This window comes from Sporosarcina sp. BI001-red, from assembly GCF_003384035.1.
Taxonomy (GTDB): Bacteria; Bacillota; Bacilli; order Bacillales_A; family Planococcaceae; genus Sporosarcina.
Genome location: NZ_QQAK01000010.1, coordinates 125,825 through 140,748 on the forward strand (window position 1 = coordinate 125,825; position 14,924 = coordinate 140,748).

The following is a 14,924-nucleotide window of genomic DNA, read 5'->3' on the forward strand; positions in this document are numbered from 1 at the left end:
CGCCGTGTTCGGCATGACTCTTTTCTTGGTTAGTAAACCCGTAAACTCGTAAGATTACTAAATCGTACACAATGGAGTGGTGTTTGTGGGTTCTTTACCCGATATATTTTCTACCCTCGTGCAAGGCTTAAAAGTGACGCTATTGGTGCTCGTACTTTCGATTATCTGTAGTACGATCATTGCGCTTGTTGCAGGGCTATCACGGGTGTCAACGAATCGGTTAGTTACAGGGGTAACCGGTTTCTATGTTGAAATTTTTAGAGGAACGTCGCTGATTGTCCAGTTATTTTGGTTCTCTTATGCACTCCCAGGTTTATTTAATATCCACCTAGGCAGTGACATTTGGGTCGCGGTGCTTGCGATTTCATTAAATTATGGCGCATATATGTCTGAAATTGTCAGAGGCTCGATTCAAGCGGTTCCTTCCGGACAGACGGAAGCGTCAATTGCACTGAACTTATCCAAGTTCCAGCGCATGCGGCACATCATTATTCCCCAAGCAGTCCGGATGATGCTTCCTGAATATGGAAACTATTTAATTCAAATATTGAAGGCGACTTCACTCGTTTCTTTGATTGGATTAACGGATTTACTGTACTACGGAAATATTTACAGGAGCACACATCTATCGGATTCCCCGACAGTCTATTTACTTCTCCTCGTGATGTACTTCGTGATTGCGCTGCCTCTCATTGCATTCACTAAAAAAATGGAGAGTGTTTCGAAGAAAGGGGTGGCTCACGGATGAATTGGAGTTGGACCGTGTTTTTTGAGACCATTCCGCTTATTGCAAAAGGACTTTGGATTACAGTGGGCTTAACACTCGCTTGTTATTTATTTGCAGCAGTTTTTGGGTTCTTCTGGGTGTTTATGAGTCGCATTCCATCAAAGATTGTGAGAAGTATTTTTGGATGGATTGCAGTGTTCGTTCGCTCGACACCACCGCTTGTCCAATTGTTTTTCATCTTTTACGCGTGGCCGGTAATTCCGGTTGTCGGTGTATCACTGAACCCATTCGTTGCGGCGATTTTAGGGCTTGGAATTCATTTCAGCACGTACATGTCTGAAGTGTATCGATCCGGAATTGAATCTGTGGATAAAGGGCAGTGGGAAGCTTCAACTGCACTGAATTTATCCACAAGACAAAAGTGGACGAAAATTATTTTGCCTCAAGCGATCCCACCGACGATTCCAATGCTTGGAAATTATTTAATCATCATGTTTAAAGAAGTTCCACTCGCGTCAACGATTGGGGTAGTAGCTATGCTGCACATTGCGAATGACTATGGTTCGCAATACTACAAGTTCGTTGAGCCGCTCACGGTAGTGGCACTGTTCTTCTTATTGTTGAGTTATCCTTCAGCGATATTAATTAGCAAGTTAGAGAAGAAATACAATCGGAAGTTTGATAAAAAAGCTATGTCTTCGTAATGAAAGTTAGACATACCAAACTGGAAATGAAGGAGATTTCGAATGGCTGAATCAATTGTGCAATATAAAGATGTTCACAAATCATTCGGAGATATCGACGTGTTGAAAGGAATTGACTTGGACATTCAACCTGCCGAAAAAGTAGCGCTGATCGGACCAAGTGGATCCGGGAAAACGACGATTATTCGGATGTTAATGACGCTCGAGGAACCAACAATGGGCGTGATCGATGTAGGTGGAAGAAACCTTTGGCAAATGGAGAAAAAAGGTGAGTGGGTGAGAGCGGATGATCCCCACTTGCATTCCATTCGTGGAGACATCGGAATGGTGTTCCAGCATTTCAACCTGTTCCCGCATATGACGATATTGGAAAATTGTATGCTGGCGCCAGTACTTGTGAAAAATGAAAGTAAGAAAGAAGTGAAAGCGACGGCCGTCGAAATGCTGGAGAAAGTCGGTTTGGGCGATAAAATCGAATTATACCCAGCGCAACTTTCAGGTGGTCAAAAGCAACGTGTTGCGATGGCACGTGCACTCATGATGCGACCGAAAGTTATGTTGTTTGATGAAGTGACGTCGGCTCTTGACCCGGAGCTTGTTGGTGAAGTACTCGAAGTCATCCGTGATCTCGCGAAAGAAGGCGAAATGGCAATGATTCTCGTGACTCATGAAATGGATTTCGCACTTGATATTGCGGATCGCGTTGTGTTTTTGAATGATGGTGTTATTGAGGAAGAGGGACACCCCGAAGACATTTTAGTGAACCCGAAAAGTGAGCGGCTGCAAGACTTCTTAAGCCGTTTTACGGTGAATCGATAATATTATATAGAAGAGACCTGTTTCGCGTTGGCGAAACGGGTCTTTTTTGGTTGTCGATCAACTTGTTGGAGTTGTCGATCACTAAAGGCGAAATGTTCATCACTCCACCGCGTTTTTCCATCACCCCGGACGATTTCTCCGACACCTAGCGAAGTTTCTCGATAACGGGACACAATTCAACTGCATTAAGGGATTAATTGGATGCGCTACGCTTGTTTAGGGAGGGGCTAGTTGGCTGAGTGATTGTGAATCCAGTTGTCTGACACCGATGATTGATTGTCTGACACCGATGATTGATTGTCCGACATTGCGAGTAGGTTCTCCGACACTCCGCCAAGTTTCTCCATCACCCCGGACGATTTCTCCGACACCTAGCGAAGTTTCTCGATAAAGGTACACAATTCAACTGCTTTAAGGGATTAATTGGATGCGCTTCGCGTGTTTAGGAGGGGCTAGGACATGTAAATGGGGAATCAGTAAAATGACAGCGGTTATCCGCATTTTTAAAGTGAATAATCGGAGCTTTGACGAGAGGAATCACCAATGTCAAGAGAAAAATCAGAATATGTGGAAAACAATCGACAATGAGGCACAAATTCGTGTGCAAGGAGAGAAAATTCATCCGGTTAGTCATAAAAAAACACCCGACCTCTACTGATGCAGGTCGGGATTACCAGTTCAATCCATGATCAATCAAGCCAATCGACTAGTCACTGAAAAGTTCGCGTTTAGCAAATAGCATAGAACTAAAGGAAATCACGAGTGAAATGAGAAAGCTCCACCAAATCGTCAAAAGAGGACCACTAGCTAGAGATGATAAGTGAACGGCAATGGCAGCGATTGGGGCTGCGTATGGGAGCAGTCGAGATATTTTTCGTTTAGATAGTACGATGATCAGCATGACTGGAACGAGTGCTGCGTACAAGGTTCCGAAAAAGAACAGGAACTGTAGCGCATCGAAGTTGTAGAAGAGTGCGAAAATGAGCAACACGAACAAAATCAGTCCAGAGAATTGATAGGAAGCTTTATGTAACTGTTTATCACTCATGTCAGGTCGAATCTTATGTTGGATATTGCGCACAAAGTGAACCGTTGTTGCGTGAAGTTCGGCGTTCATCGTGCTTGAGATGGTACTGAAACAGAATAGGAAAAAGATGGCGGATAGGAATAATGGTTTGATTTTCTTAACGAGCTCAAATAAGAGCGAGTACGTTTCTGCAAAGGATTGGTCGTAAATGACGATCATCAGCATTCCACCAAGAGCTAGTGGAATTGTACACCAGACTAGTGCTGTTAAATAAAAGCTCATTCGAACTTTTTTTAAGTCAATCAGATAGAGGCGTTGCCAAGTGGCGCGATCAGATATCATTTGGCCGAAACCGATGAGCATAGCGGTTGCTGTGAAGTAAAAGGCTTCCTGATTGTTTGTGAACAGGAGGTACGGATGCAGAAGCCGTATACCTTGATAGATATTAGTCGCACCTTCACTTATAAAGAAAAACATCGGGATAAAAATAATTGCACTAAAGATAAAGATGAGTGCGGGACCTTCAAGTCTGTGAATCCATTTCATGCCTCCTAATCCTGCGATAAGAAAGGTATATAAGAAAAAGAAGAGTAAGGAGATCCAGACGGGAACTCCAAGCAATAATTCAAAAAGTACGGAAGCCCCAATCGCCTGCATGAAAAGAGAGTCTAAACCGAGAAATAAAACGATAGCTGACAAAATGTAGTAGCCGTCCTTATGGAGCCGGACTTGAAACAAATCTCCGATAGTTCGTAAATTAGGATAGGACGTACGAATTCGAAGCGATATCATTCCAAATAAAAGAAGAGCAACAGCCCCCATAAATGAATACCCAATACTTCCGACTAACCCAAATTTAATGAGTGCTTCAGGAGAAGACAAAATCGTATTTGCGGTAATCCAGCGGGCGAGTAAAGAGATAATTGCGGTGGAAATACCAAGAGTGAGCGCCCCTGTCATGTAATAGTTATAGTTTTTCATACAGGACTAGCCTCTGTGTCATTCGAAATTTGTAGTCGATAGGCAGTCGGGGTCATGCCGAAGTTTTTTCGAAACAATGAGCTGAAGTAATGTTGGCTATTGAATCCCGTATTGTCGGCAACCGTGGAAATGCTGGCTTCTGGATCATTGATTAACATCCGTTTTGCCATTTCTAGACGATAGGAATTTAAATAGTCTGCGAAGCCGATAGCCATTTCCTCGAGAAACTTCCGGCTCAAATACGTAGGGCTAAGATGGATCTTTGCTGCTACGGCTGATAAAGGAAGCTTTTCAGCATAGCATTCGTGGATAACGTGTAATGCTTGTTGGATGGCGTCTGACTTTGCATTCCAATTTTTGTATTTTTGTAGTGTTTGGACAAGTTCCGCTTCAATGACAGGCTTTGTAATATAGTCGTTTACACCAATTCGAATCGATTGTTGTGCATAGTCGAACGATTGAAAAGCAGTGACCATGATGATGTCCAAGTCATACAACTCTTTGAGTTCCAAACCGAGAGTTAATCCATCTTTTCCGGGCATTTGAATATCTAGAAATGCTAAGGAAACTTTTTGAGTTTTCGCCAGTGTCAGTGCGGTTGCAGCATCAGTTGCTTTTAAGAATGTCCAATAAGGGAAATGAGGTTTCATTAAATACTCGAGTTGCTCGAGCTCTAGCGGTTCGTCGTCGACTAGTAAAATGTACATTAGCTCACTCCTTTCTAGACTGTAGGTTTTTCTCGAAAAGGGATTATTATTTTTGCACATGCTTCCTCGCCGATAAACGACATAGTAAATGAGGTGGGTTCATCAGGAAATAATAGAGTAAGCCTTTCTCGGATGTTGGCGACTCCTAGTCCATCTTCTCGAGTAAAGTCATCCTTTTTCTTTGAGGAATGTTGGAGATGTGTATTCCACACTTCTATGTGAATCAGGTTGTCTTGAAGAAAAATGATGATTTTAAGGGTTGCTGGACCCGGGTATTTTTCAAAAGCGTGCTTGAACGTATTTTCAACCATTGTTTGAAGAACAAATGGAGGAATGTATGATAGCTTTGCTTCCTCTTCAATAGTTTGATGAGTTTGTACCCGTTTTCCGAAGCGTAACTGTTGAATACCTAGATAACTATTGGTGTAGGCCAATTCGTCCATGAGCGGGACGAGCATTTCGTTCGTTTGATAATTGTATCTCATGAATTTCGACATCACTTCCAAGCTGGTGATCAGCTCTTGTTTTCGATCTAATCGTGCCAAGCTTAGCATGGTATTCAGTGTGTTGAAGAAGAAGTGGGGTTTGATGCGTTGGTTGAGCTGATAGTATTGGGCATATTGCAATTCCTTTTCTAGTTTCGATTTACTCGCGACGTTCTGAAGGAAGTCAAACCGACTCTCGAAGATCATGATGAATGCAAGTGTAAAAGCCCCTGCTAGAGGGGCGAGTATACATAATAATACATATAATGAAAAGGAGTCGATGGACATCATGGGCTTAACCTCCAGCGAGAAAAGGATTGTTCTAATTCTAGCAGATGTGTCAACTGCTGAGTAAATTTTCTGCAAAATGACAAGCTACTTGATGAGTTTCCGTCAATGGACGTAGCAGAGGCTCGTCGGTTTTACATAGATCTGTTGCAAATGGACACCTTGTATGAAAGCGGCAACCTGTTGGTGGATTGATCGGAGAAGGAACGTCTCCTTTTAAAATGATTCTATTCCTTTTATGATTCTCATCAATGGATGGAATGGCTGATAAGAGTGCTTTGGTATACGGATGGCTAGGTGAATCGAAAAGAGAGTCTTTATCTGCAATTTCCACAATTTTTCCTAAATACATGACAATGACGCGGTCTGAAATATGTCGGACAACACTTAAATCATGAGAGATGAACAGGAACGTCAAATCGAGATCACGTTGCATACTTTTGAGTAGATTAATAATTTGAGCTTGAATGGAAACGTCTAAGGCAGATACTGCTTCGTCGCAAATAATCACTTTAGGATTCACACAAAGCGCTCTCGCAATTCCGATTCGTTGTCGTTGTCCTCCCGAAAACTCATGAGGATACCGTTCTAAGTATTCAGGTCGAAGCCCGACAAGTGACATCAGTTCAAGAAGTCGTCCTTCCATTTGTTCTTTCGGCATCACTTTTTGAATCGTCATTGCTTCTTGTAGCATTTTTCTGATCGTTTGCCGTGGATTCAATGAAGCGTAAGGGTCTTGAAAGATGACTTGAATGTCACCTCGGATATTTCGGAGTTCTTTCTTTCTAAGAGACGTCATGGAAGTGCCATTAAACAGAATTTCTCCTTCTGTAGGTTCATCAAGTCGTAATATGGAACGTCCGGTCGTTGACTTCCCACATCCGGATTCTCCGACGATACTCAATGTTTCGCCTGGATATAAGTTGAAAGAAATGTCATCGACTGCTTTCACAGTTTGTTTCGGTGAAAAGAGTGATTCTTTTTTTAGAGGGAAGTATTGCTTTAAATGATCAACCTGTAAAATTGGCGCTTTTTTTGTTACGGACATACCAATTCCTCCTTCTCTTCAATCGCTTCCCATTTCTCTGTGTGCATGAAGCAACGGACTTTTGTCTCTGCATTATTCATCTCCAACAAATCAGGAGCTTCCGCACGACAAATTTCCCGTGCGTGTGGGCAACGATCTGCAAAGCGGCATCCCACCGGATAATCATAGGGGCTAGGGACGGATCCTTCGATTGTTTGAAGTTCTTGCTGATTTTCATAGATATTAGGAAGTGACCTAAGCAACCCTTGCGTATACGGATGTAAAGGCGTTTTAAATAGATCTTTTGCATTGCGGTGTTCAACCACTTGACCTGCATACATAACGGCTACTTGGTCACACACTTCAGCCACAACACCTAAATCGTGGGTGATGAAAATGATGCTCATCCCGATTTGTCGTTGTAAGTCCTTCATCAGCTCCAAAATTTGAGCTTGAATCGTTACATCCAATGCAGTTGTTGGTTCGTCAGCTATGAGTACTTCAGGGGTACAGGCGAGTGCCATTGCAATCATGACTCGTTGTCTCATACCCCCACTTAACTGGAATGGTTCTTGTTTCGCGCGCTTTTCCGGAGAGGGAAGACCGACCAGTTCCAACAAATCTACAGCTTTCTGCCAAGCTTTCTTCCGGGGGAGCCGTTGATGCAAGCGTATCGTTTCTGCGATTTGCTCACCTACGGGAATAATTGGATTTAAGCTAGTCATCGGTTCTTGAAAAATCATGGACAACTGATTGCCCCGAACTTTGCGCAATTCTTCTTCCTTCATCTTTACGATGTCTTTGTTGTTGAGCAGGATTTCTCCTGCAACGATTTTTCCAGGAGGTGAAGGGATGAGTCGTAACAGGGAGAGGGAAGTAATTGACTTTCCGCATCCTGATTCTCCTACAATTCCTAGTGTTTCTCCTTTATGCAGTGTGAAATCCACTCCATCCACCGCTTTTGCGATACCTTTTGAAGTTGTAAAATGTGTTTTCAAATTCTTTACTTGTAAAACGACTTCTTTACTCATCGTCAATCCCTCCCTTTAGTTCAAATCGATTCGTTTGTTGACCGCACGGTAGAGTACATCCACAAGTAAGTTAACGAACACGAAGACGAGTGAAGCGACTAATACGCCACCTTGTACCATTGGTAAATCGCGTGTTCGAATTGCATCTACAATCATTCGTCCGAGACCATTTATGGCAAATACGGACTCAACTAACACAGTCCCACCCAGCAAACTACCGAATTGCAGTCCAACGACTGTGATCACGGGAATCAGTGCATTCCGTAGTGCATGTTTGTAAATTACGAAGTGTTCTTTCAATCCTTTTGCACGTGCTGTTCGAATATAATCCTGACCTATGACGTCCAACATGCTGGACCTCGTCATTCGAGCAACAATCGCTGCCCCACCAACGCCGAGTGTGAGGGCTGGTAAAATTATATTTGCGGGTCCATCCCATCCTGCAACAGGTAACCATTGGAGCTTCACCGAAAACAGATACATGAGCAGAAGTCCAAGCCAAAAGCTAGGGAGTGAAATCCCCAACAGGGCAACGACCATTACACTTACATCGCGGATGGAGTACGGCTTCACAGCTGAAATAATTCCTGCAGCTAAACCAAGTGCGACTGTAATGAGGATGCTATAAAAGGCGAGTTCCATTGTAATTGGAAGCCGGAGTAGGATTTCGTCAAGTACAGGCTGTTTGTTTTTTAAGGAATTCCCGAAGTCTCCTTGAAATACGTTCCCTACGTACGAAAGATATTGTTCAGCAATTGGACGGTTGAGACCTAAGTCTTCACGATATTGTTCGATCGTCTCTTGAGAAGCGCCTTCACCTGCTAAAATAGCAGCGGGATCACCGGGGACCATTTGCATGATAAGAAAGACAACTAGGGTCACACCTAGTATGACAGGGATAATTTGTACCAATCGTTTTGCGATGAACAAAAACATATGTGAACCTCCTTATTTTTTTAGTTTAGGATCGAGGGCATCCCTTAGACCATCCCCGAAGAGATTAAATCCGAGGACCAGAATGGAAATCATTAGTCCGGGGAAAATGGCCATATATGGAGCGCTGAATAGAAAATCTCGCCCGCTTGAAAGCATGGCACCCCATTCAGGTGATGGAGGCTGTGCGCCTAATCCCAAAAAGGATAATCCGGCCGCTGAAAGAATCGCTGTCGCAAGACGCATCGAGCCTTGAACGATAATAGGTGACATCACGTTAGGAAGGATGTGTCTGAAGATGATTAAAAAATCGTTTGCTCCGATTGTTCGAATTGCATCAATATACTCCAGCTTTTTTACTTCCATAGTAGAACCGCGTACAATCCTTGCGAATAGAGGAATTGAGAAAACACCCACTGCAATTGTGACGTTGATCAATCCAGGTCCAAGTGCACTGATGATTGCAAGTGCGAGTAGAATTCCTGGGAAAGCTAACATGATGTCCAGCATGCGGCTGATGATGGTATCCACCCATTTACCGTAATAACCAGCAATTAGTCCGAGTGTAATTCCGAAGAAAGCGCCGAATAGTACGGAAACGAAGCCGACGCCTATGGAAAGTCGAGATCCATAGAGTATACGACTTAAAATATCTCTTCCTTTATCATCCGTTCCCATCCAGTGCTCCATAGAAGGTGGTGTCAGTTTATCCTCTAGTGAAATGTCATAGGGATCGAACGGTGCGAGAATAGGAGCGATGAGCATCATGAGTAGATACGCTCCTATAATGACAGCACCTACCATAGCAGCTTTGTTTTGAGTCATTACGGACCAAAATGATTGCCACCTTTCTTTACGAGTGTTCTTTCGGGCTTGCGCCAAATCAATGGACTGGGTTGTCGTTACTTTTGAAGCCATTTGTCATTCCCTCCCTGCTCATGTCTTTAATGATTAGTTCAAATGTAAAACGCTTTCGGATGGGTGTAAATAGGAATCTTCTAAGTAGTCAAAATACTTAAAAAGATGAGCAAGATATTGAAAGTGATTTCTGTTTTGTTTTTATATAATCGATTTAGAACGACAAAACGAATTGAAATGGGGGAGCGCGATGAAGAGTTGGAAGAGATTTCTTACGCTAGTACTAACAGGGGTGTTGCTTCTAGTCTTGCAGGCTTGTTCAACAAGTGGCTCGAGTTCAGAAGGCAAGGGAAGCGCAGAAGGTAAGGAAGGGAAAACAGATGAGGGAGGAACGTTAACAGTCGTTCGTCTCTCCGATGCGACAGGATTAGATCCGCATTTCATTACAGACATTCCTTCTGCAAACGTAGTTCATGGGAAAGTCTATGAAACGCTTGTCCAGTTCGATAAGGAAATGAATATTAAGCCAATGCTTGCAACTGAATGGGAACAAACGGATGATCTCACATGGGAATTCACACTCGAAGAAAATGTGAAGTTCCACGATGGTACACCATTTGATGCAGAAGCTGTGAAAAAGACGTTAGATCGAATTCTTGATCCAGCAACGGGTTCTCCACAGCAATCGAAGCTTGGGATGATTCAAGAAGTTGTCGTGAAAGATCCAACCCACGTTACTCTGAAACTATCTGAACCGTATGCACCGTTGCTTTCAATCCTTGCAAGTAACGAAGGCAGTATCATTAGTCCGAAGGCAGTGGGCGAGTCAGCTGAAAAGCTTGCAACGCATCCAGTCGGTACTGGACCATTTGTATTCGAGTCTTGGAAGTCAGGTCAGGATATCACTTTGGTGAAGAACGAAGACTATTGGGGTACACCAGTAAAACTCGATAAAGTTGTGTTTAAAGTTGTTCCTGAAGATGCAACTAGACTTGCGATGATTGAACAAGGGGAAGCCCAGATTTCAGACCAAGTTCCAGTAACAGAAATTGACCGAATTGAAAGCTCTGATACTCTCAATTTGTATCGTACGGAAGGATTAGCTGTAGAGTATGTAGGTTTTAATACGACAGCGGCACCATTTGACGACGTGAAAGTAAGACAGGCGGTCAGCTATGCAATTGAGCGCGAAGCAATTTTGAGCGGAGTTTATAATGATGTCGGAACACTTGCGAATGTTGCGATGAGTCCCAAAGTATTCGGTTACAGCAAAAATGTAGAAGCATATCCATATGATATAAATGAAGCGAAGAAACTAATGAAGGAAGCTGGACTTGAAGATGGCGTGACAGTGAAATTACTAACAAGTGACCGGAAAGAACGCATTAATATGGCAGAAGTGATTCAGTCACAACTTAAAGGAATCGGTGTGAATGTAGAAATTCAAGTTATGGAATATGGTGCGTATATTGATGAAGTTGACAGCGGTAATCACCAAATGTTCATTGGCGGCTGGGGGAACGCAACAGGTGATGGAGACTACAACCAATATAACCTGTTCCACTCAGATTCTATTGGATCGCCGGGTAACCATTTCTACTATCAGAATCCTGAAATTGATAAGTTAATTGAACAAGGCCGTGTAGAAATGGAACCAAGTAAGCGTGAAGAAATCTATGAAGAAGCGATGCAACAAGAGATGGACGATGCGGTCTATATTCCAATCCGAAACTATGAGCATCTCGCTGTGTACAATAACGATGTGAAGGATTTCTGGTTGAGCCCATCGAATTATCTAATTATCAATGAAACAACCGTTAAGTAATCGGTGAGATTGAAGAGTAAGGGCGCAATACAGGACCTTACTCTATCCTTTTGAAGGAGTGATGGAATTGGCAACTTTGTTGTTGAAAAATGTAACGTTGGAAACGGGATTCCAGTACGAAGGAGATCGAGTGACCGGTACAAATACGAGAGAATGTGATGTTTTTGTAAAGGATGGAAAAGTAGAAAAAGTCGGTGAATCGTTAACAGATTCTGCAGATACAGTGATTGACGCAGGTGGAAACTTACTCATGCCATCGATGCGCGAAATGCACATTCATGTGGATAAAACCTATTTTGGCGGTCCTTGGAAAGCGTGTATTCCAATTACAAATGGCATTGTTACTCGTATAGAAGAGGAAGAAAAACTCTTGCCACAACAGTTGCCAGTTGCGTTGCAGCGTGCAGAGAAAATGATTGAATGGTTGTTGTCACAAGGTCACACCCATATTCGATCGCATTGTAATGTTGATCCGCAAATCGGAACAAAGCATATTGAAATTACGTTAGAAGCATTTGCAAAATTCGAAGGCATGTTAACATATGACATTGTAGCTTTCCCGCAACACGGCCTACTACGTTCAAATTCTCAAGACTTAATGAGGGAAGCGATGCGTAAAGGAGCAACATTAGTGGGAGGAGTAGACCCTGCAACGATCGATAGAGATATTGAGCGTTCACTCGCAACGACGATGGACATTGCAACGGAATCTGGTAAAGGATTGGATATACATATCCATGACGGCGACTCTCTCGGAGCGTTTGAATTTAAAAAACTTGCTGAACTTGCGACCCAAGCAGGGAAGGTAGGGCAAACTACGATTAGCCATGCAATTGCACTTGGCGATTTAGAGGGTGCAGAATTGGACAATATGACAGCGATTTTGAGGGAAGCACAAATAGACGTCACGACCACGATCCCAACGAACCGTAAAACAATTCCTGTCCAGTATTTGCAGAAGAACGGTGTCAATGTATCGCTAGGTCACGATAGTCTAACTGACCACTGGTCACCTTATGGAACGGGGGATACGATTGAAAAGCTTTCCATTCTAGCAGAACGATTCCGATTCATGGACGAATACTCGTTGAATCGTACGTGGCAATACGCTACGGGTGGAATAATGCCGCTCGATGATGAAGGCAATGCTGTTTGGCCGAAAGTTGGAGATGATGCAAACTTCTTGCTAATCGACGCGGTTTGTTCAGCTCAAGCTGTGGCTCGTCGTAAGCCGATTACGAAAGTCATTTTCCAAGGGAATTTGGTTTCTGAAAATGGAATTGTGCAGAGCGGTGTACAGATGGGGGGCGTTCGACGTGGCTGAAACAACGTGGCTGGTAAATGTTAAGTTGGAGACGGGTAACCGGTTATTGGATAACGGAGCAGTTGAAACTGAGACTGCGTTGCATACTTTGAAAGTTGTGGATGGATGGATTGAGGAGATTCATGATGCTGGAAGTCCGGTCAATCTGGATGGCGAACAGATTGATATGAAGGGCAAGCTTGCGGTACCACCGTTAAAAGAAATGCACAATCATTTGGACAAAACCTATATGACCCTAGACTGGAAGGCAGTAACTCCAGTGGCGAATTTGAAAGAACGCTTGCAACATGAAGCGGCAGAGCTTAAGGAATTGGCAGGTTCGACTGAGAAGCGAGCAAAGAAAATGATTGAAACTCTTCTTGGATATGGAGTTACGCATATCCGCACGCACGTGAACGTCGATCCATATATCGGGTTGAAAAACTTGGAAGGCGTGAAGGCAGCGCTTCAAGCTTATGAAGGGATTGTGACTCACGAAATCGTAGCATTTCCTCAACACGGTTTACTTCGGGATGAAGTCCCGGCGTTAGTACGTGAAGCGATGCGAAGTGGGGCGACAATCGTTGGGGGACTTGACCCTGCAGGAATTGATCAATCTATCGAACGCTCCCTGCATGAGGTGATGGACATTGCGACAGAATTTGACGCAGACGTGGACATTCATCTACATGACGGAGGAATGGTTGGTTATTATACGTCGGATAAATGGATCGATATCGTTGAAGATGCTGGGTACCGCGGTCGAACAGCTTTAAGCCATTCGTTTTGTTTAGGAGATGTCGCTCTAGGTCAGCAAGTGAAAATTGCGGAGCGTCTAGCAGCACAAGACGTTGCGATCATGTCGACAGTTCCGATTAACTTGAACAGAACGTTGCCGCCTATCGAATTATTGGATGAACACGGGGTTCGTGTGCAATTCGGATGTGATGGTTTTTATGACTCGTGGAGCCCTTATGGGACCGGGGATGTGTTAGAAAAAGTGACACGCTTCGGGGAGCTCTCCCGTAAAATCGAAGAGAATTCGTTGCGCCAAGCGTTGCGTTTTGCAACGAATGGAGTCACTCCATTAAATGCAAAGGGGGAACGCGTGTGGCCAGCAGTTAACGATAAAGCTGATTTTGTATTCTTTGATGCTGCTTCAACAGCAGAAGTGGTGGCAAGGAAACCGGCCGACCGATGCGTGATGGTGAAAGGAAAACTTGTAACTCCCGCAATATAATTAGTAAGGGATGGCTAAATGTAGCCATCCTTTTTTAGATGGTAGGTGAACGCATTGAGACGTAGTCAAATGAAGTTGTATCTGATTGGTTTGTTTTGTGTTATTGCTTGGGGGAGTAACTTTGTATTTGGTTCGATTTTAGTGAAACAGTTTAATCCAGGAATCATTGCCATTATCCGTTTAATGTTCATATTGATATTTTTATATACAGTGACCCGTAGGCAAGTTCGTGGCGTTCGGATAGACAAAAAGGGTTGGCTGTTACTCATTGTAGGTGGACTTATCGGTGTTTCGTTTAATCAATGGAGTTTTTATGCGAGTTTGCAGTACACTGATCCCGTGACAGCAGCACTGATATTAGCTCTTTCTCCTATCGTCACCGTTTCACTTTCAGTTTATTACTTCAAAGAAAAGCGTCGACTGATGTTTTGGAGCGGAGCGCTGATCGGACTTTGCGGTGTATGGCTTGTCATCACCCAAGGATCTTGGTTTGTTCCTTCTATTGGACGTGGTGAATTGCTGATTGCAGGAACGATGTTGTCGTTTTCCGTGTTTCTTCTTCTCGTCCAGCATATGTCAAAAACGATGAATGTCGGTGTGATTACTTGGTACACGAATTTCATAGGCATGATCGGCTTATTACCTTTTGTTTCCTGGAAGGTGATTCCGTCATCGTTGCAAGTTAATTGGACTTATTGGGTATTGCTTATTGTCACGGCTATCGTGATGCATGGATTATGTACATACTTGTGGAATGGCGTCATAAGGGAAGCGGGTGCCTCGAACATTTCGTTGTTGCTCAACTTGGAACCGTTTATCGCAATGATTTTCAGTTATTTTCTCTTGCACCATGTTATTAGTTTTCCACAGCTGATTGGTGGATTCATCATCATATCGGGAATTACCGTATCGCTGCGAACTCAACAAGTCAGGACCATTCGGGGGAAGGATTAGATTCTGGGACTGTGG

General features: G+C 43.4%; 15 protein-coding genes. 7 read left to right on the forward strand and 8 right to left on the reverse strand.

Going from position 1 to position 14,924, the window contains the following annotated elements; translation table 11 throughout:
- Positions 1 to 85 precede the first annotated feature (85 nt).
- Genes DVB69_RS05415 through ehuA form a run of 3 tightly spaced genes read left to right on the forward strand, consistent with a single transcriptional unit; the run spans position 86 to position 2,250 of the window.
- Complete coding sequence (locus DVB69_RS05415; RefSeq protein WP_116017379.1) at positions 86 to 748, forward strand: amino acid ABC transporter permease; 663 nt, start codon at positions 86 to 88, stop codon at positions 746 to 748.
- On the forward strand, positions 745 to 1,431 hold the full coding sequence (ehuD, locus tag DVB69_RS05420) for an ectoine/hydroxyectoine ABC transporter permease subunit EhuD (RefSeq protein WP_116017381.1): 687 nt from the start codon (positions 745 to 747) through the stop codon (positions 1,429 to 1,431). The genes DVB69_RS05415 and ehuD overlap by 4 nt, the downstream gene beginning before the upstream one ends.
- 42 nt (positions 1,432 to 1,473) lie before the next feature.
- Positions 1,474 to 2,250 (forward strand): ectoine/hydroxyectoine ABC transporter ATP-binding protein EhuA, encoded by a 777-nt coding sequence (gene ehuA, locus DVB69_RS05425; protein WP_116017383.1) that lies wholly within the window; start codon positions 1,474 to 1,476, stop codon positions 2,248 to 2,250.
- Positions 2,251 to 2,466: 216 nt separating this feature from the next.
- Here ehuA and DVB69_RS17450 read toward each other — a convergent pair whose 3' ends face one another.
- From DVB69_RS17450 to DVB69_RS05460, 8 genes are all read right to left on the reverse strand, one after another.
- Positions 2,467 to 2,649 carry a hypothetical protein gene (locus DVB69_RS17450; protein WP_147300756.1) on the reverse strand — a complete coding sequence of 61 codons (183 nt, stop codon included), beginning with the start codon at positions 2,647 to 2,649 and terminating at the stop codon, positions 2,467 to 2,469.
- 307 nt (positions 2,650 to 2,956) lie between these two features.
- Entirely contained in the window at positions 2,957 to 4,258 is a 1,302-nt protein-coding gene (locus DVB69_RS05430) for a sodium:solute symporter family transporter (protein WP_116017385.1), read from the reverse strand.
- Positions 4,255 to 4,965: a response regulator transcription factor gene (locus DVB69_RS05435; protein WP_116017387.1), complete on the reverse strand. Its 711-nt coding sequence runs from the start codon at positions 4,963 to 4,965 to the stop codon at positions 4,255 to 4,257. The genes DVB69_RS05430 and DVB69_RS05435 overlap by 4 nt, the downstream gene beginning before the upstream one ends.
- A gap of 14 nt (positions 4,966 to 4,979) precedes the next feature.
- A complete protein-coding gene (locus DVB69_RS05440; RefSeq protein ID WP_116017389.1) occupies positions 4,980 to 5,741 on the reverse strand; it encodes a sensor histidine kinase in 762 nt (253 codons plus the stop codon).
- Between the two features lie 49 nt (positions 5,742 to 5,790).
- Positions 5,791 to 6,786, reverse strand: a complete 996-nt coding sequence (locus DVB69_RS05445) for an ABC transporter ATP-binding protein (protein WP_116017391.1) — start codon at positions 6,784 to 6,786, stop codon at positions 5,791 to 5,793.
- Positions 6,777 to 7,796, reverse strand: coding sequence for an ABC transporter ATP-binding protein (locus tag DVB69_RS05450; protein ID WP_116017393.1), 1,020 nt, complete (start codon positions 7,794 to 7,796; stop codon positions 6,777 to 6,779). The genes DVB69_RS05445 and DVB69_RS05450 overlap by 10 nt, the downstream gene beginning before the upstream one ends.
- A 15-nt stretch (positions 7,797 to 7,811) precedes the next feature.
- A complete protein-coding gene (gene nikB, locus DVB69_RS05455; protein WP_116017395.1) occupies positions 7,812 to 8,732 on the reverse strand; it encodes a nickel ABC transporter permease in 921 nt (306 codons plus the stop codon).
- A 12-nt stretch (positions 8,733 to 8,744) separates the two neighbouring features.
- On the reverse strand, positions 8,745 to 9,647 hold the full coding sequence (locus tag DVB69_RS05460) for an ABC transporter permease (RefSeq protein ID WP_116017397.1): 903 nt from the start codon (positions 9,645 to 9,647) through the stop codon (positions 8,745 to 8,747).
- A 190-nt stretch (positions 9,648 to 9,837) separates the two neighbouring features.
- Here DVB69_RS05460 and DVB69_RS05465 point away from each other — a divergent pair, with 190 nt between their 5' ends.
- The 4 genes from DVB69_RS05465 to DVB69_RS05480 all read left to right on the forward strand — a co-directional run bounded on the left by DVB69_RS05465 (position 9,838) and on the right by DVB69_RS05480 (position 14,909).
- Positions 9,838 to 11,412: a glutathione ABC transporter substrate-binding protein gene (locus tag DVB69_RS05465; RefSeq protein WP_116017399.1), complete on the forward strand. Its 1,575-nt coding sequence runs from the start codon at positions 9,838 to 9,840 to the stop codon at positions 11,410 to 11,412.
- Between the two features lie 67 nt (positions 11,413 to 11,479).
- Positions 11,480 to 12,736 carry an amidohydrolase gene (locus tag DVB69_RS05470; protein WP_116017401.1) on the forward strand — a complete coding sequence of 419 codons (1,257 nt, stop codon included), beginning with the start codon at positions 11,480 to 11,482 and terminating at the stop codon, positions 12,734 to 12,736.
- Positions 12,729 to 13,955: an amidohydrolase gene (locus DVB69_RS05475; RefSeq protein ID WP_233505328.1), complete on the forward strand. Its 1,227-nt coding sequence runs from the start codon at positions 12,729 to 12,731 to the stop codon at positions 13,953 to 13,955. The genes DVB69_RS05470 and DVB69_RS05475 overlap by 8 nt, the downstream gene beginning before the upstream one ends.
- A 54-nt stretch (positions 13,956 to 14,009) precedes the next feature.
- Positions 14,010 to 14,909: a DMT family transporter gene (locus tag DVB69_RS05480; protein ID WP_147300757.1), complete on the forward strand. Its 900-nt coding sequence runs from the start codon at positions 14,010 to 14,012 to the stop codon at positions 14,907 to 14,909.
- Positions 14,910 to 14,924 lie beyond the last annotated feature (15 nt).

Coding starts and splice junctions, on each gene's coding strand:
- nikB (WP_116017395.1), bottom strand. CDS start 8,732: ATGTTTTTGTTCATCGCAAAACGATTGGTACAAATTATCCCTGTCATA.
- ehuD (WP_116017381.1), top strand. CDS start 745: ATGAATTGGAGTTGGACCGTGTTTTTTGAGACCATTCCGCTTATTGCA.
- DVB69_RS05445 (WP_116017391.1), bottom strand. CDS start 6,786: ATGTCCGTAACAAAAAAAGCGCCAATTTTACAGGTTGATCATTTAAAG.
- DVB69_RS05465 (WP_116017399.1), top strand. CDS start 9,838: ATGAAGAGTTGGAAGAGATTTCTTACGCTAGTACTAACAGGGGTGTTG.
- ehuA (WP_116017383.1), top strand. CDS start 1,474: ATGGCTGAATCAATTGTGCAATATAAAGATGTTCACAAATCATTCGGA.
- DVB69_RS05450 (WP_116017393.1), bottom strand. CDS start 7,796: ATGAGTAAAGAAGTCGTTTTACAAGTAAAGAATTTGAAAACACATTTT.
- DVB69_RS05435 (WP_116017387.1), bottom strand. CDS start 4,965: ATGTACATTTTACTAGTCGACGACGAACCGCTAGAGCTCGAGCAACTC.
- DVB69_RS05430 (WP_116017385.1), bottom strand. CDS start 4,258: ATGAAAAACTATAACTATTACATGACAGGGGCGCTCACTCTTGGTATT.
- DVB69_RS05460 (WP_116017397.1), bottom strand. CDS start 9,647: ATGGCTTCAAAAGTAACGACAACCCAGTCCATTGATTTGGCGCAAGCC.
- DVB69_RS05440 (WP_116017389.1), bottom strand. CDS start 5,741: ATGATGTCCATCGACTCCTTTTCATTATATGTATTATTATGTATACTC.